Here is a 16,063-nt window from a genome sequence, read left to right on the forward strand (position 1 = left end):
TCTGCAAACTTCGTGGAACTCTGCTTTTCGTTCCCGGTCCAAGCAATATCATCCCGGGGCTGGAGACAGATCATGGAAACGCAGGCATTCGCATCGCTGTTGGCGCAACTGGCGTTACTGACTTCACGGCAATACGCCCAGCTGCAGGTCCGGCTGGGGCAGGCCGACGCCAGGCAGCAGGTGGGCAGGCTGCTGGACCAGGCGGCGCAGGAAAAACTGTGCTGTCCGCGCTGCGCCGGCACCCGCTGGTACCGGCACGGCCGCGAAAGCGGCCTGCAGCGCTACCGCTGCCGCACGTGCGGCAAAACCTTCAATACGCTGACCGGCACGCCGCTGGCCCGGCTCCACTATAAGGAGCGCTGGCTGGCCTACCTCGACGGCATGCTGGCGTCGCATTCGCTGCGCCATGCCGCCAGCCACCTCGGCGTGCACCGCAATACCACGTTCCGCTGGCGCCACCGCTTCCTGGCGCTGCCCCGCACCGACCGCGCACCGCTGCTGCATGGCATTGCCGAGGCCGACGAAATGTTCTTGCTGGAATCGCAGAAGGGAGCACGCCACCTGGACCGCCCCCCGCGACGCCGGGGTGGGCATGCACACCGGCGCGGCATTTCGCACGAGCAGGTGTGCATTCTGGTAGCGCGCGACCGCAATGGCCGCACGCTCGACTTCGTCACAGGACGCGGCGCGCTCACCAGCACCGCCCTGCACCAGTGCCTGCGGCCGGCGCTCGATCCCGACGTCCTGCTGGTGACCGACGCCAACGCGGCTTACCGCGCCTTTGCCCGCGAGAGCGGGATCACCCATGAAGCGGTCAGCCTGCGCGCCGGTGTGCGCACGCGCGGCGCGCTGCATGTGCAAAACGTCAACGCCTACCACAGCCGTTTCCGGGCCTGGATGCACCGTTTCCACGGCGTCGCCACGCGCTACCTGCCGAACTACCTGGGCTGGCGCTGCATCCTTGATGCACATCGCATCGATAGCGCGGAATCTCTGCTTAAAGCGGCAATTGGACACTTTCCACGGTTTGCGGTGACATAGCCATTTTTTTTGGCTAAGCCAGCACGCAGCGCCATTTTTTCCGCGCCGCGCAACAGCGCCGAGTTCAGTCAAGTCCGTCCGCACAGGCAGACAAAAGGCCGCTGCGCCGTCCTGTAATGTTTTCCCATCCCGGTCCGGGACCACTAATAAACCAAGGAGACAGCATGCATCAACTTCCGTTCCCCGTTACCCGCACGGCCCACACGCGCGGCACACGCCTGCCCGCGCTGCCTGCGCTGGCCGCCCTGCTGGTGCCGCTCGTGGCTGCGCCGCCAGCGCTGGCGGCGGAATTCGATACGGGCAACCCCGAGCTGCGGGTACGCTGGGATAACACCCTCAAGTACAGCGCGGCGGCGCGCCTGTCGCGCCCATCGGCAGTATTGGTCGGCGGCGCCAACGCCAACCTCGACGATGGTGACCGCAACTTCGGCAAGGGCTTGATTTCCAACCGCGTCGACCTGCTGTCGGAACTCGATATCACCTTCCACAACCTGGGCGGCCGCGTCAGCGCCGCGGCCTGGTATGACGATGTTTACCATCGCGCCACCGACAACGGCAACGCCGCCACCTACAATCCAATGTCGGTGCCGGCCGGCCGCTTCACGCAAGCCACCCGCGAGCTGCATGGCCGCAAGGCGGAGTTGCTGGACGCCTTTGTTTTCGGTAAAGGAGAACTGGGCGATATGAGCGCCTCGTTCCGCGCCGGCCGGCATGCGCTGCTGTGGGGCGAAAGCCTGTTCTTCGGCGACAACGGTATCGCCGGCGCGCAGGCGCCGGTCGACCTCATCAAGCTGCTGTCGGTCCCCAACTCGCAATTCAAGGAACTGATCCGCCCGACCAGCCAGGTCTCCGGCCAGCTGCAGTTGACACCGAACCTGAGCGCCGGCGCCTACTATCAGTTCGACTGGGAGGAAAACCGCATTCCCGCCGCCGGCAGCTACTTCTCGCGTACCGACGTGTTCGACCGCGGCGGCGAGCGCCTGCTGGCCGGCTTCGCCCCCGGCGTGGGCGCGCTGACGTTCGTGCGCGCACACGACCTGCACGCCAGGTCGTCCGGCCAGGGCGGCTTGCAGTTGCGCTGGCGCCCGGCCGGCAGCGACTATGACCTGGGGTTGTATGCCGTGCGCTTCCATTCCCGCAACTTCGTGGTCGAAGTGTCGCCTGACGGCGGCTTCCCTGCGCTGGGCAGCTACCGCCTGATTTATCCCGAAGGCATCCGCGCTTTCGGCGCCAGCGCTTCCAAGTCCATCGATGACACCAACCTGGCTGCGGAAATCTCGGTCCGCCGCAACACCCCGCTGGTGGCGGCGGGCGGCTCGGTCATGGTCCATCCCGGCGAGCGCTCGGACAACGACGACCATCCGCTCTACCCGGTCGGCAATTCCCTGCACGCGCAGGTCTCGGCCATCCATACCCTGAGCCGCAGCGCCGTGTGGGATGGCGGCCTCCTGATGTTCGAGGGGGCCTGGAACCGGCGCACCAGTATCACGCGCAATGCCGCCGCACTCGATCCGAACAGCACCCGCGACGCGCTCGGCATGCGCGCCATTTTCTCGCCGATGTGGTTCCAGGCGGCGTCCGGCCTGGACCTGTCGCTTCCGGTGGGCCTCGGCTACAACCCGTACGGCCGCTCGTCGGTTACCACGCTGTTCAATGGCGGCGCCACCAAGGGCGGTGACCTCAGCATTGGTGTCAGCGGCGACTACCTGCAGACCTGGAAGGGCAGCGTCACCTATGTCCGCTTCTTTGGCAGGGCCGGCACCGTGCTCACCGCCACCAACGCATTTTCGTTCCAGCAGTCGCTGAAAGACCGCGACTTCGTTTCCTTCTCCCTGTCGCGCACCTTCTGATCCCGATGAAAGCCAAGCATATGAAACCAACTCTCTCCGTACTCGCCGCCGCGCTGGCCATTGCCGCAAGCTGCGTCCCTGGCGCCATGGCCGCCGTATCGGCCGACGAGGCCGCCCAACTGAAAACCAGGCTCACGCCACTGGGCGGGGAGCGCGCCGGCAACAAGGATGGCAGCATTCCCGAATGGGAAGGCGGCTTCAAGGGCGGCAACGCCAGGCAGGGCGGCCGCCGGACCGATCCCTTCGCCAATGAAAAACCGCTGTATGTCGTGACCGCGCAAAACCTGGCCCAGTATGCCACCAGGCTGAGCGAGGGCCAGCAAGCCATGTTCAAGAAGTACCCGGGCTACCGGATGGAAGTGTATCCCACCCACCGCACCGCCCAGGCCCCGCAATGGGTCTATGACAATACGCTGGCCAACGCCACCCGCGCCAAGACTGTCAACAACGGCTTCGCCGTCGAAGGCGCATACGGCGGCGTGCCCTTCCCGATTCCAAAGACCGGCCAGGAGGCCATGTGGAACCACAATCTGCGCTGGCAGGGCGAGGCCTACCGGTCGCGCATCAACACCTGGATCACGACGGCCGATGGCAAGAAAGTGCAGGTATCCGACTCCGTGGTCGACATCCAGATGCCCTACTACTACAAGGAAGGCTCGCTGGACAGCTACAAGAAGGAACCGTACCTGCTGCGGCTGGTGACCAATGGCCCGGCCCAGAAAGCTGGCGAAGCGCTGCTGATCCGCGATCCGATGGACCCGGTGGCGATCGGCCGCCAAAGCTGGCAATACCTCACCGGCCAGCGGCGCGTGCGCAAGCTGCCCAATGCCGCCTACGACACACCGTCGTTCGTGACCTCGGGCGTGTCCAACTTCGATGAGATCTATGTTTTCTCCGGCGCCATGGACCGCTACGACTGGAAGCTGGTGGGCAAACGCGAAATGCTGATTCCGTACAACGCCAACAAGATCTTCGCCCCGGCCAAGGATAGCGACGCGATGGCGGAACGCCACCTCAACCCGGAACATGTGCGCTGGGAACTGCACCGCGTCTGGGAAGTCGAAGCCACGCTGGCTGCGGGCAAGCGCCACGTGATCCCCAAGCGCCGCTTCTACCTGGACGAGGATACCTGGCTGGCGGTACTGGCCGACGGCTGGGATGCCAAGGGCCAGTTGTGGAAAACCTTCTGGTACCTGCCGATCGTGGCGCCGGACGTCCCGGCCGTCATGGCCGGCCCGTTCGGCCACTACAACCTGCAGTCCGGCGACTGGATCGCCAACAACATGATGAACGAGAAGCCGGAACAGATCAGCGTGGGCAAGCGCCAGCCGGAGAGCTACTTCACGCCGGACGCGCTGGCGGGCGAAGGCGTGCGCTGACCATGATCCCAACGACTTTACTCAAGCCGGTCGGCGCCGTGGCGCTGGTGCTGGCATGCCAGTTCCCGGCGCACGCGGCGCCGGTCCAGCCGCATGCCGGCACCCTGCACCGTCCTGCCCTTGCCATCCGCGCACCAGGCGGCGCGGCGCTGCTGGGCATCGCCCGGGCGGGCGCACGGCTGGTGGCGGTGGGCGAGCGCGGCATCATCGCCCTGTCGGATGACCAGGGCAAGACCTGGCGCCAGGCGCCCTCTCCCGTCAGCGTTTCCCTCACCGGCGTACGCTTCGTCGACGCCACCCATGGCTGGGCGGTGGGCCACCGTGGTGTCGTCCTGCATAGCGCCGACGGCGGCGCGCACTGGACACGCCAGCTCGACGGCGACACGGTCGCGGCGCACATGCTGGCCTATGCAAAGGAAATGGAGCAGTCGGCGGACGACACCCGCCGCCGCAGCGCCGCAGCAGCCCGCCAGATGGCCGCCGACGGTGCGGACAAGCCCCTGTTCGACGTCTATTTCCGTGACCGCGAACATGGCATCGTGGTTGGCGCCTATGGCCTGGCGCTGGCCACCAGCGACGGTGGACGCACGTGGCAACCGATCCTGGGCCGGCTGGACAATCCGCGCGGCTTGCACCTGTACGCGGTCGCCGGGACCGACGGCAGCATCTACATCGCCGGCGAGCAGGGTACATTGCTGCGCTCCGGCGACCACGGCGCCAGCTTCGAGGCCCTGCGCACGCCCTACAAGGGCAGCTACTTCGCACTGGCCGCACTGCCTTCCGGCGTTGTCGTTGCCGCCGGCTTGAAAGGCAATGCGTACCGCAGCGCGGACATGGGCGCGCAATGGAGCAAGCTCGACATCACAGGCGCGGCCTCGTTCACTGCCTTCACCCACGGCGAAGGCGGCAAGCTGCTCTTGGCCGACCAGGGCGGCGCCGTATTCAGCAGCACCGACCAGGGCGTCAGCTTCGCGCCCGAAGCGGCCGTCCGCGCACCGCTGTCAGCGTTGGCCGCCGGCCGTGACGGCGTGCTGACCGGCGTCGGGCTGGCTGGCGCCGTCGCGATATCCGCACCTCATCAACAGAAATAATGGAGTATCACCATGCATGCTGACAGCTCTCTCGCTCAGCAACCGGTCGTGCGCGACCTGGCCAGCTTCGATCCACGCTCCGGCAACGCGGTGGAACGGCTGTTATTCAACAACCGTCTTGCGGTGCTCATTCTGTGCATGGCCGCCACCCTGCTGCTGGGCTGGCAGGCCACCCGCATCGAATTGAACGCCAGCTTCGAGAACATGATTCCGAAGCAACACCCCTACATCGTCAATTTTCTGCAAAACAAATCGGAACTGACCGGCTCCGGCAACGTCGTGCGGGTAGCGGTGGAGCAGCGCAGCGGGACCATCATCGATGCAGGCTACCTGGCCACCTTGCAAAAGATCAGCGATGAGCTGTACCTGCTGCCCGGGGTGGACCGTCCACGCATGAAATCGCTGTGGACGGCATCGACCCGCTGGATCTCGGTGACCGAGGAAGGGCTCGAGGGCGGCGCCGTGATTCCGCCGGACTACGATGGTGGCCGGGCCAGCCTGGACAGCGTGCAAGCCAACATCGCGCGCTCCGGCGAGCTGGGGCAGCTGGTGTCCCCCAACTGGCGCTCCAGCGTGGTGACCGTGCCGCTGCTGACGGCCGACGCCGACGGCAAGCCCATCAACTATGCGGCGCTGTCCGCACAGATCGAACAGATCCGCAGCAAATACCAGTCCGCCCAGATCGTCATCCACGTGACCGGCTTTGCCAAGGTGGTGGGCGACTTGATCGAAGGCGTGCGCCAGATCCTGCTCTTCTTCGCCGCCGCCATCGTCATCGCGGCAGCCATGCTGTACTGGTTCACCCGGTGCGTACGCAGTACCGCCCTGGTGCTGGTCTGCTCGCTGGTGGCCGTCATCTGGCAGCTCGGCTTGTTACCGGCCCTGGGCTACGCACTCGATCCCTACTCCGTGCTGGTGCCATTCCTGGTGTTCGCCATCGGCATGAGCCATGGCGCGCAAAAGATGAATGGCATCATGCAGGATATCGCGCGCGGCACGCACAAGCTGGTGGCGGCGCGCTATACCTTCCGCCGCCTGTTCCTGGCTGGCGTGACGGCGCTGCTGTGCGATGCGGTCGGCTTCGCCGTGCTGATGATGATCCGCATCCAGGTGATCCAGGACCTGGCCATCGTCGCCAGCATCGGCGTGGCCGTGCTGATCTTCACCAACCTGATGCTGCTGCCGATTTTGCTGAGCTACACCGGGGTCAGCGCCAGGGCTGCCGCGCGTACCCTGGAAGCGGAGCAGCAGGAGCAACAGGCCGCCGGCGGCGGCAAGCATCCCGCCTGGGAATTCCTTGACCTGTTCACGCGGCGCAAATGGGCGGCGCTGACGATCATCGCCTGCGCCCTGGTCAGCCTGGCGGGCTACGCCGCCAGCCTGCACCTGAAGATTGGTGACCTGGACGCCGGCGCGCCGGAGTTGCGCGCCGATTCGCGCTACAACCGCGACGCCGCCTTCATGTCCGCCAACTACGGCGCCAGCAGCGACGTCTTCGTGGTGATCGTAAAAACGCCGCCAGGACGCTGTGCGGGCTACGATGCCCAGTCCCGCATGGATGCGCTGGAATGGCAATTGCGCCAGGTGCCGGGGGTGGAATCGACCAATTCCCTCTCCACGCTGACGCGCAAGGTGATGGTCCTGATGAACGAGGGCCTGGCCAAGTGGTATGAACTATTGCCGAACCAGAGCATGCTCAATTCGGTGACCAACCAGGTGCCGCCCGAACTGTTCAACGTGGACTGCAATACGCTGTCCCTGCTGGTCTACCTGGCCGACCACAAGGCCGACACCCTGTCGCGCGTGAGCGCCGAAGTGGCCGCCTTCGCCAGGGAAAACAACACGCCGGAGGCGCAGTTCCTGCTGGCGGCGGGCAGCGCCGGGATCGAAGCGGCCACCAACAGCGTGGTGGCCGAGGCCAGCCGCCAAATGCTGTTCTGGGTGTATGGCGCGGTGGTGCTGCTATGCCTGGTGACCTTCCGCTCCTGGCGCGCCGTGATCTGCGCGGTGGTGCCGCTGGTCATGACCTCCATCCTGTGCGAAGCACTGATGGTTGCGCTGGGCATCGGTGTCAAGGTCGCCACCCTGCCGGTGATCGCGCTGGGGGTCGGCATCGGTGTCGACTACGCGCTGTACGTGATGAGCATCATGCTGGCCCAGATGCGGGAAGGGAAAAGCCTGTCCGAAGCGTACTACCGTGCCTTGCTGTTTACCGGCAAGGTGGTCATGCTGACCGGATTCACGCTGGCCATCGGGGTCGCCACCTGGGCATGGTCACCCATCAAATTCCAGGCCGACATGGGCGTGCTGCTGGCGTTCATGTTCATCTGGAACATGCTGGGCGCCCTGATCCTGTTGCCCGCGCTGTCATACTTCCTGCTGCGCCCGCAGGCTGCCGGCGCGGCCAGTGCACCGGCGGTGGCCGGCACGGCGGCGGCGCCCGCCATTCCCGAAGCCCACGCATGACCCGTTGCCGGCCGCCCGCGCGGCCGGCAATACAGTCAAATTTCCACGCATGGCGAGTCAAACGCGGCGCCGCCGCCGGGTTACGATCCCATGTAGTAATGCTGCAAACACTTACACTGGAGGAAACAATGAAATTAATGCTCTGTTCTCGCCGCCATCCAGACATGGATCGTACGCAATTCTTCGATCATCTAGGCAATGTCCACGGCCCGCTAGTGAAGAGCCTGCCTGAATGCACGCGCTACATCCGCAAGTATGTGCAAAACCACACGCGCTTGCCGGCCGACGGCGTCCACGCCACCACCGCCTACCGCCATGAACAAGAGCGCGATTCCGTGATCGAGTTGTGGTTCGACGACAAGCAGAGCTTGCTGCAATCGCTGGGCGAGCCCAAGTACCAAGCCATTGTGCGGCCGGACGAAGCCCGCTTCAACGACCTGAGCCAGTTGCTGGTGCTGGCGACGCGGGAAGTACCGTACAAGCTGGCGGACGACGGCTCCGCAGTGTACAAGAGCTTCGACTACATCACACGGCGCGAAGACCTCAGCCACGAAGCGTTCGAAGCGCACTGGGCGCGGCACGCCGACCTGTTGCTGGCCCAGGACGGCTATCGGCAATACGTGCGGCAAGCGTCGCGCAACCTGGTGCTGTCCCAGGACGAAAACCCGTTCGGCGCGTCGGCGCCCTATGACGGCATCGTGGAGACCTGGTTTGCCAGTTTCGACGATGCACAACGCTGGATGGCGTGGCGCAACGACAGCCGTACGGTATTGGAGAGCGAAGCGCAATTCATCGACGCCCCACGCTCGTTCTCGATACTGGCGGAGGCGCGGCCGGTGATCGGCTGACGCCGGAACCGGCCGAACCGTCTGGCGCCTCCATGGACCACTTTCTCAGCATGGATGCGTTCGTGCGGGTCGCCGAAGTCGGCAGCTTTGCAGAAGTCGCGCGCCAGCTGAATGTCTCGAAATCCGTCGTTACCACCCGGGTGCAGCAACTGGAAGATTTCGTCGGGTCATCGCTGTTTCACCGCAGCACGCGCACGGTGCGCTTGTCGGAAGTCGGCCAAACCTATTTCGACGAATGCGCGCAGGTGGTCTCACATGCCAACCAGGTGGTGGACCTGATGCGCCAATACCGGGGATCACCGCGCGGCCAGCTGCGCGTGCATGCCATCCCCGGCCTGGTACTGGATCACATGGCGGCAAGCCTGATGCGCTTTCAGGCGCGCCATCCGTCGATCAGTTTCGACTTTGTGGTCGATGACATGGTGATCGATCCGATCCGGGAGGGCTTCGATTGCGTGCTGCAAATCTTTGCGCCCATCTCGGAAGACCTGGTGCAAAAGAAGCTGCTGCCCGTCCGGCGCATCTTTTGCGCCGCGCCGGATTACCTGGCCAACCATCCGCCGATCCTGCACCCCCTGGACTTACCCAGCCACAAGCTTGGTCTGTACTCGCGCTATCCCACCAAGGATAAATGGACCTTCGACGATGGCTATGAACAGATAGAGCTGGAATTGAAGCCGGCCGTCCGCAGCAACGCCATCCATTTCCTGAAGGAGATCGCACTGGCCTCCGGCGCGGTGGTCTGCCTGCCGACCATCGTCGCGGCGCGGCACATCCTGGAAGGCCGGCTGGTGCCGATCCTGCGCGGCTACCGCCTGCCGTCCTACTGGCTATCCGCCGTCTTCCCCAAGACCCAGCGCAACACCGTCAAGCTGCGTCTGTTCCTGGAACACCTGGCGCGGGATTTCAGCGAAAACCCCGCATGGGACGTCGCACTGATCAACCAGGGCCTGTTGCCGGCCATGCCCGACACCCCGCTATAACCACGGCCAGCGCCATTGTTCGGCAATCGCAAACAGTGCGTAAGGTCGCAGTCCACTACCCGCCGCGCGGTGCGCTCCCTAGAATCGCTGCAACAACACAAGGCCCCGCGCCGCCAACCCAAAGGAGATATCCATGCCGCAGTTCAAGACCGAATTCGGATCCCTAAAGCAGTTCACCAAGGGACATATCGAAATCATCAACGATCAACCGATGCACTACGCCTTCTCGAACGTGTTCGACGTGGCCAGCAAGTCCGCGCCCTACGAAAAGGTCGCCGTGGCCATCAACCTCGAGTACGTGATCGAAGCCATCCGCGCGGAAGGCGCCTCCGCATGGATGGGCGCGGCGCACGACGAGTTCTGCATCGTCATGGATGGCCAGGTCGAGGTCGAGTTCATCAAGCTGGAACAGCCGGACCTGGTCGGCAGCCCCGAGCAGGCAGGCACGGTGGCGTTGCACGACGAACCCGCCGGCAAACGCATGGGCAAGATCGTCCTGCAGCGCGGCCACCAGGCCCTGTTGCCGAAAGGCGCCGCCTACCGCTTCAAGGCCGAAGCGCCATCGGTCATGATCCAGCAAACCATGGCCGGCGCGTTGACTGTCCAGAAGTGGGCAGAGATCTGCTACCGCTAACCGCCATTCGCCCACCACTCAGGAGACCAACATGAACGCAGTCGCAGAAACCAAGCACATCGGCCAATCGGCCGGCTACCGCGCTTTCGAACTGGGCCAGTTCCAGTTCGCCCGCGATGAGTATTTCGCCATCATCAGCTGGCCGGGCAAGGACCAGCGACAGTCGCACCACATCGCCATCGACGCCTTCCTGCGCGCCCTGATGCGCGACGTCGCGTGGGGATTTTTCTACGGCGTGGTCAATTTCGACCACGTGTTCGGCACCCGCAACCTGTACGGCAAGGTCGAATTCTTCGCCGGCACCCTCAACGAAGCCTACCAGCAGGCAGGCGCCGACTACCTGGAAGTATTCGAGACCCCGCTCGCCATGAAGCTGTTCAAAGACATGCTGGCCGACTGGGTCAACGCAGGCTTCGATCCGTTCGCCGCACCGGTGGAAACCGGCACCACCGCCTTTGGCGAAAAACAGGGTGCGAACCTGAAGGCCATCGACCGCTTCCGCATCGCCACCAAACGCATGCCGGGCCTGGACGGCGATTCGCCGCTGCGCGCCGACGCCAACGGTTTTCCGATCAACCGCGCCTTTGCCGACGTGGACCAGTCCACCCCGCTCATCCAGGCAGAGCCTGGCTTCGAGCAGGAATTGCATGCATTCAATCTCTTTGCCTACCTGTCACGGTCGGACGTGACCTGGAATCCGTCCGTCACGTCGGTATGCAAGCACAGCCTGTTCTGCCCCACCACCGAGGAATTCACGCTGCCGATCATTCACGGCAATGACCGGGTCGAATGGTTCCTGCAATTGTCCGACGAAATCATGTGGGACATCAGCGACAAGGCCACTGGCCGTCCGCGCGCGCGCGTGATGATGCGTCCAGGCGACGTCGCCGCCATGCCAGCCGATATTGCCCACCAGGGCTTCGCCAAGAAACGCGCCATGCTACTCGTGTGGGAAAACGGCAACCCTGCCGTCCCCGGCATGTACGAGCGCCAGGAATTGCCGCCGTACCCGGTCAACTTCTAACCCGCCCGGTTTTCCTTCCCCCTGTGGCGCCAGCCACGCCCCTTGCGGCCCTCGCCCTGAGGGGGAAGTCATGTCAACACAGGAACCAATCGCCATGGACAACGTGCAAAACCTGTTATTCATCGGCGGGAAATTCGTTCCCGCACTCGATGGCGCCACCATCGCCACCCTCAATCCACACGACAGCAGCGTCATTACCCGGGTAGCCGAGGCCAAAGCGGCTGACGTCGACTTGGCGGTGGCGGCTGCGCGCCGCGCCTTTCCCGCTTGGTCGCGCCTGGCGGCAGCCGAGCGCGGCCGTCTGTTGCTGAAACTGGCCGACAGTATCGAAGCGCACGCGCTCGAGCTGGCGCAACTGGAAGCGCTCGACACCGGCCACCCGGTGCGCGACGCCCTCAACATCGATGTGCCGCGCACGGCCGCCTGCTTCCGCTATTTCGGCGGCATGGCGGATAAACTGCAGGGCACCATCGTCCCGGTGGAAGCCGGCTTCCTCAATTATGTGAAACGTGAACCGATCGGCGTGGTGGGACAGATCGTGCCGTGGAACTTCCCGCTGATGTTCTGTGCCTGGAAGATGGGACCGGCCCTGGCGGCGGGCAACACCGTGGTGCTGAAACCCGCTGAGATCACGCCCCTGTCGACCTTGCGCATCGCGGAACTGATGGCCGAGGTCGGCTTCCCGGAAGGGGTCGTCAATGTCGTCGTAGGCTACGGCAACAGCGCCGGCCAGCATTTGGCGGAACATGCCGACGTGGGCAAGATCGCCTTCACCGGTTCGACCGCGGTCGGACGGCGCATCGTGGAAGCATCGCGCGGCAACCTCAAGCGCGTGCAGTTGGAGCTGGGCGGCAAAGGCGCCAATATCATCTTCGACGATGCCGACCTCGGCGCCGCCGTCAATGGTTCGGCCTGGGCGATTTTCCATAACCAGGGCCAGGCTTGCATTGCTGGTTCCCGCCTGATCATCCACGAACGCGTTGCCGACGCATTCCTGGACCGCTTCCTGGGCCTGGCCCGCTCGATCAAGGTCGGCAATCCACTCGACCACGGCACGGAAATGGGCCCGCTGACGTCAGCGCAACACCGCGACCGCGTCCTCGCTTATGTGGATATCGCCCGCGCACAGGGAGGAGAAGTGCTGTGCGGCGGCCGCGCACCGTCCGATCCGGCCCTGGCCAACGGCTGTTACGTGGAACCGACCGTGGTGCGCGCCGCCAGCACCGACCGCGTGGCGCAGGAGGAAGTGTTTGGCCCGTTCGTGTCGGTCACCACCTTTAAGGATGACGCCGAGGCGCTGCAGATAGCCAATGCCACCGAATATGGCCTGGGCAGCGGCCTGTGGACCAGCAACCTGCGCCGGGCCCACCAGATGGCCGACGGCCTGCGGGCTGGCATGGTCTGGATCAACAGCTATAAGCGGGTCAACCCGGGCTCGCCGTTCGGCGGCGTGGGCCAATCCGGTTATGGCCGCGAAATGGGCTTCGAAGCCATGCACGACTATACCGAAGCCAAGTCGGTCTGGGTCAACGTCGACGCCAATATCCCTCCTCACTTCAAGCGCTGACCATGGAACCCTTTGTCTATCAAGGCCAGCCTTCCCGCGTGGTATTCGGCGCGGGCAACCTGGCGCAACTGGACGCGGAAATGGCGCGCCTGGGCGCGCAGCGCGTCCTGGTCCTGTGCACCCCGCCGCAACGCGCACTCGCCGAACGCGCCGCCGGTCTGCTGGGTAGACGCGCCGCCGGCATCTTTGACCAGGCCGCGATGCACGTGCCGATTGGCTGCGCCAACGCCGCCCGCGAAGCGGCCCGCGCCCTCGGCGCCGATGCCTTCGTCGCCATCGGAGGCGGCTCGACCATCGGCCTGGGTAAGGCGATTGCCCTGACGTCCTCGCTGCCCATCCTGGCCATCCCCACGACTTACGCCGGTTCGGAAATGACGCCGATTTACGGCATCACCGAGAATGGCGTCAAGACCACCGGGCGCGATGCGCGAGTCTTGCCCAGGACCGTGATCTACGATCCCGAACTGCTCGCCAGTTTGCCGGCCCGCATGGCTTGCACCAGCGGTGTCAACGCCATCGCGCACGCGGCCGAAGCGCTGTATGCCCGGGACGCCAATCCCGTCACCAGCCTGATGGCGGAAGCAAGCATCCGCGCCCTCGGCCGCAGCCTGCCGCGACTGGCGCTCGATCCCGCCAATGGCGGCGCCATCGCCGACGCTTTGTATGGCGCCTGGCTGGCCGGCATCTGCCTGGGTTCCGTCGGCATGGCCTTGCACCACAAGCTGTGCCACACCCTGGGCGGCGCCTTCAACCTGCCGCACGCGGAAATGCACACCATCCTGCTGCCGCACACCCTGGCCTACAACCGCCGCGGCGCCCCCGGCGCCATGCGGATCATCGCCGATGCGCTGGGCGCGGCCGATGCCGCACAAGGCATGCATGACCTGATCGTCACCCTCGATGTCCCGCTGGCGCTGTCCGACATCGGCATGCCCTCCGACGGGCTGGAACATGCGGCCAGCCTGGCCGTCCTCAACCCCTACGACAACCCCTGCCCGATCGACCACGACGCCGTGCTGCAACTGCTGAAAGACGCCCACACGGGATGCCGGCCCGGCATGCCCGACAACCGGGCCGGATCGGCCATGCCACGTTAATGGAGGCCACACGATGCAAATAAACCCGGAACACCGGCTGACCGCCGCCGTAATCGAACAACTTGGGCAATGCCCGGATCGGCGCCTTCAACAGATCAGCGGCGCGCTGATCCGCCACCTGCATGACTTCATCCGTGAGGTCGAATTACAGCCGGAAGAATGGCTGGGCGCGATCCGCTTCCTCACCCGCACCGGCCAGGCGTGCGACGACAAACGCCAGGAATTCGTGCTGCTGTCGGATTTGCTGGGGGCGTCGATGCTGGTCGATCAGATGGCCAATCGCAAACCGGCGGGCGCCACCGCTTCCAGCGTGCTGGGGCCGTTCTATGTGGAGGGGGCGCCGGAGCGCGCCAACGGGGCCGATCTGGCCGCACTCCCCGGCCCCAGAGTCCATGTCAGCGGCACGGTGCGCGACCTGGCCGGCGCGCCCATTGCGAGCGCCTTGCTGGACGTCTGGCAGACCGCGCCCAACGGCCTGTATCACGTCCAGGATAAGGATCAGCCAGAGCACCATTTATGCGGCAAGTTGCGCAGCCGCGCCGATGGCAGCTATGACTTCATCACGCTGGAACCGGTGAGCTACCCGATTCCGACCGATGGCCCGGCCGGCCAATATCTGCAAGCCATGGGCCGCCACCCATACCGCCCGGCGCACCTCCACTTCATCGTGACGGCACCTGGCTACCAGCCGCTGGTCACGCAACTGTTTACCGCGGGTGACCCGTATCTCGACTCCGATGCGGTATTCGGCGTCAAGCCCGAACTGGTGATTGAATACCAGCGCCAGGCCGATGGCAACATGGGAGTCGCCTTTGACTTCGTGCTCGAACCCGTCCAGGCCCGCTAACCATGTATTTCGTCATATTCGGCACCGATAAACCGCACCTGCTGCCGTTGCGGGAACAGGTGCGGCCAAGCCACCGCCTTTACCTGCGCCAGCCGGGCCATCGGGTCACGGTGCGCCTGGCTGGCCCGACCCACGCGCCGGATGGCGGCGCCATGAACGGCACGCTGTTGCTGGTTGAAGCCGCCACATTGCAGGACGTTGAAGATTTTGTCCGCGCCGACCCCTATTCCATTGCAGGCTTGTTCCAGTCGGTGGATATCCGGCCGTGGACCTGCGGCCTGGGCGCCTTTCCAGGAGCGATTCAAGATGAGTAAATGGCAAGACCTGTATCAAGCCCCTGCCGCGGGCAGCGCCGTGTGTCCGGTCGACCAGGTGCCGGACGGCGGCGGACACGAGGTGTGTTTCGGCGCCGGCAGGGAGCCGTTCCGCCTGCTGCTGCTGCGCCGCGGCGCGGATCTCTGGGCTTATCACAACAGTTGCCCGCATTTCTCATTGCCCTTGAACTTTGAACCGCAGCGTTTCATCGTGTTGGGCGGTGATCTGGTCATGTGTGCGCATCACACTGCCTTCTTCAAATTTGACGATGGCCACTGTGTCGACGGCCCATGTGCCGGTGCGCACCTGCTAGCGGTTCCCGTGCGCGTCGCCGATGGCCACGTCTATATCGGGGACTGAAGCAACGATCTCTGGGCACAGGCAACCAGCGGGAATGGGACAGCGATGGCACCACCATCGCGTGCCTACCTGATCTATCGACGGCGGCAACACCTGGGTGCGCATCAACGATGACCAGCACAACCGGTACGGTTCGAACCACGTGATCACCGGCGATCCGAAGACCTTCGGCACCGTGTATATCGGCACCAACGGCCGGGGCATCGTCTACGGCACGTCGGCGAACTGATCCCGGCCAGGCCCAGTCAGGCGAGTTCATTCGCCACGCCGGTACACTACCGGCGGCGCCGGCGACAAACTGCATCCAAATCGACTGGGCTATCGGGAACTGGCAGGTCAATTTGCCGTCAGCGCCAACACAGCACGCCTTGCGCCGCACGCATACGGATCAGCACCCCGTCACGGAACATGGCGCGCACCAGCGCTTCGCAGGCCGGGCCAACCCGACCGGCATCGGCCAGCCACCATTGCGGGCAACGCTGCGCAAATCGATAAAGCTGCGCGGCGCGTGACGCTTCGCCGATGGCGGCATGTTCGACATGGATTTTCCGCTTCAATCAC

Annotated in this window: 16 protein-coding genes; 15 read left to right on the forward strand and 1 reads right to left on the reverse strand. The window is 64.8% G+C overall.

Translation table 11 applies throughout. The annotated features are described in order from the left end of the window. Positions 1 to 72 precede the first annotated feature (72 nt). The 15 genes from GJ700_RS01785 (at position 73) to GJ700_RS35830 (ending at position 15,731) form a co-directional block, all read left to right on the forward strand. Entirely contained in the window at positions 73 to 1,041 is a 969-nt protein-coding gene (locus GJ700_RS01785; protein ID WP_154370925.1) for an IS1595 family transposase, read from the forward strand. A gap of 164 nt (positions 1,042 to 1,205) precedes the next feature. Further along, positions 1,206 to 2,891, forward strand: coding sequence for a DUF1302 domain-containing protein (locus GJ700_RS01790; protein ID WP_154370926.1), 1,686 nt, complete (start codon positions 1,206 to 1,208; stop codon positions 2,889 to 2,891). Between the two features lie 20 nt (positions 2,892 to 2,911). Beyond that, the gene (locus GJ700_RS01795) at positions 2,912 to 4,270 is read left to right on the forward strand and encodes a DUF1329 domain-containing protein (protein ID WP_229506736.1); all 1,359 of its coding nucleotides are present in this window, start codon (positions 2,912 to 2,914) and stop codon (positions 4,268 to 4,270) included. Positions 4,271 to 4,272: 2 nt separating this feature from the next. Further along, positions 4,273 to 5,361, forward strand: coding sequence for a WD40/YVTN/BNR-like repeat-containing protein (locus tag GJ700_RS01800; protein WP_154370928.1), 1,089 nt, complete (start codon positions 4,273 to 4,275; stop codon positions 5,359 to 5,361). Positions 5,362 to 5,373: 12 nt separating this feature from the next. Next, the gene (locus tag GJ700_RS01805; protein WP_154370929.1) at positions 5,374 to 7,827 is read left to right on the forward strand and encodes an efflux RND transporter permease subunit; all 2,454 of its coding nucleotides are present in this window, start codon (positions 5,374 to 5,376) and stop codon (positions 7,825 to 7,827) included. 164 nt (positions 7,828 to 7,991) lie between these two features. Continuing rightward, complete coding sequence (locus tag GJ700_RS01810) at positions 7,992 to 8,675, forward strand: EthD domain-containing protein (protein WP_195763744.1); 684 nt, start codon at positions 7,992 to 7,994, stop codon at positions 8,673 to 8,675. A 32-nt stretch (positions 8,676 to 8,707) separates the two neighbouring features. After that, on the forward strand, positions 8,708 to 9,658 hold the full coding sequence (locus GJ700_RS01815) for a LysR family transcriptional regulator (protein WP_154370931.1): 951 nt from the start codon (positions 8,708 to 8,710) through the stop codon (positions 9,656 to 9,658). A 133-nt stretch (positions 9,659 to 9,791) separates the two neighbouring features. Further along, the gene (locus GJ700_RS01820) at positions 9,792 to 10,292 is read left to right on the forward strand and encodes a cupin domain-containing protein (protein WP_154370932.1); all 501 of its coding nucleotides are present in this window, start codon (positions 9,792 to 9,794) and stop codon (positions 10,290 to 10,292) included. A 31-nt stretch (positions 10,293 to 10,323) separates the two neighbouring features. Further along, positions 10,324 to 11,316 carry a hydroxyquinol 1,2-dioxygenase gene (locus GJ700_RS01825; protein ID WP_154370933.1) on the forward strand — a complete coding sequence of 331 codons (993 nt, stop codon included), beginning with the start codon at positions 10,324 to 10,326 and terminating at the stop codon, positions 11,314 to 11,316. Positions 11,317 to 11,419: 103 nt separating this feature from the next. Then, positions 11,420 to 12,883 (forward strand): aldehyde dehydrogenase family protein, encoded by a 1,464-nt coding sequence (locus GJ700_RS01830; RefSeq protein WP_371867796.1) that lies wholly within the window; start codon positions 11,420 to 11,422, stop codon positions 12,881 to 12,883. Between the two features lie 2 nt (positions 12,884 to 12,885). Further along, positions 12,886 to 13,980 carry a maleylacetate reductase gene (locus tag GJ700_RS01835; RefSeq protein ID WP_154370935.1) on the forward strand — a complete coding sequence of 365 codons (1,095 nt, stop codon included), beginning with the start codon at positions 12,886 to 12,888 and terminating at the stop codon, positions 13,978 to 13,980. A 13-nt stretch (positions 13,981 to 13,993) separates the two neighbouring features. Then, a complete protein-coding gene (locus GJ700_RS01840; protein WP_154370936.1) occupies positions 13,994 to 14,827 on the forward strand; it encodes an intradiol ring-cleavage dioxygenase in 834 nt (277 codons plus the stop codon). A gap of 2 nt (positions 14,828 to 14,829) precedes the next feature. Continuing rightward, positions 14,830 to 15,141 (forward strand): YciI family protein, encoded by a 312-nt coding sequence (locus tag GJ700_RS01845; protein WP_154370937.1) that lies wholly within the window; start codon positions 14,830 to 14,832, stop codon positions 15,139 to 15,141. Next, a complete protein-coding gene (locus GJ700_RS01850; RefSeq protein ID WP_154370938.1) occupies positions 15,134 to 15,502 on the forward strand; it encodes a Rieske (2Fe-2S) protein in 369 nt (122 codons plus the stop codon). The genes GJ700_RS01845 and GJ700_RS01850 overlap by 8 nt, the downstream gene beginning before the upstream one ends. A 97-nt stretch (positions 15,503 to 15,599) precedes the next feature. Continuing rightward, complete coding sequence (locus tag GJ700_RS35830) at positions 15,600 to 15,731, forward strand: hypothetical protein (protein ID WP_260117263.1); 132 nt, start codon at positions 15,600 to 15,602, stop codon at positions 15,729 to 15,731. 118 nt (positions 15,732 to 15,849) lie between these two features. On the opposite strand, the gene GJ700_RS01855 is transcribed toward GJ700_RS35830, so the two are convergent. After that, positions 15,850 to 16,059, reverse strand: coding sequence for a hypothetical protein (locus GJ700_RS01855; protein WP_154370939.1), 210 nt, complete (start codon positions 16,057 to 16,059; stop codon positions 15,850 to 15,852). Positions 16,060 to 16,063: the final 4 nt, after the last annotated feature.

The organism is Pseudoduganella rivuli, assembly GCF_009674485.1.
In the GTDB taxonomy this organism is placed as follows: Bacteria; Pseudomonadota; Gammaproteobacteria; order Burkholderiales; family Burkholderiaceae_D; genus Rugamonas; species Rugamonas rivuli_B.

Coding starts and splice junctions, on each gene's coding strand:
- GJ700_RS01820 (WP_154370932.1), top strand. CDS start 9,792: ATGCCGCAGTTCAAGACCGAATTCGGATCCCTAAAGCAGTTCACCAAG.
- GJ700_RS01825 (WP_154370933.1), top strand. CDS start 10,324: ATGAACGCAGTCGCAGAAACCAAGCACATCGGCCAATCGGCCGGCTAC.
- GJ700_RS01795 (WP_229506736.1), top strand. CDS start 2,912: ATGAAACCAACTCTCTCCGTACTCGCCGCCGCGCTGGCCATTGCCGCA.
- GJ700_RS01800 (WP_154370928.1), top strand. CDS start 4,273: ATGATCCCAACGACTTTACTCAAGCCGGTCGGCGCCGTGGCGCTGGTG.
- GJ700_RS01840 (WP_154370936.1), top strand. CDS start 13,994: ATGCAAATAAACCCGGAACACCGGCTGACCGCCGCCGTAATCGAACAA.
- GJ700_RS01815 (WP_154370931.1), top strand. CDS start 8,708: ATGGACCACTTTCTCAGCATGGATGCGTTCGTGCGGGTCGCCGAAGTC.
- GJ700_RS01810 (WP_195763744.1), top strand. CDS start 7,992: ATGGATCGTACGCAATTCTTCGATCATCTAGGCAATGTCCACGGCCCG.
- GJ700_RS01805 (WP_154370929.1), top strand. CDS start 5,374: ATGCATGCTGACAGCTCTCTCGCTCAGCAACCGGTCGTGCGCGACCTG.
- GJ700_RS01790 (WP_154370926.1), top strand. CDS start 1,206: ATGCATCAACTTCCGTTCCCCGTTACCCGCACGGCCCACACGCGCGGC.
- GJ700_RS01845 (WP_154370937.1), top strand. CDS start 14,830: ATGTATTTCGTCATATTCGGCACCGATAAACCGCACCTGCTGCCGTTG.
- GJ700_RS01850 (WP_154370938.1), top strand. CDS start 15,134: ATGAGTAAATGGCAAGACCTGTATCAAGCCCCTGCCGCGGGCAGCGCC.
- GJ700_RS01785 (WP_154370925.1), top strand. CDS start 73: ATGGAAACGCAGGCATTCGCATCGCTGTTGGCGCAACTGGCGTTACTG.
- GJ700_RS01835 (WP_154370935.1), top strand. CDS start 12,886: ATGGAACCCTTTGTCTATCAAGGCCAGCCTTCCCGCGTGGTATTCGGC.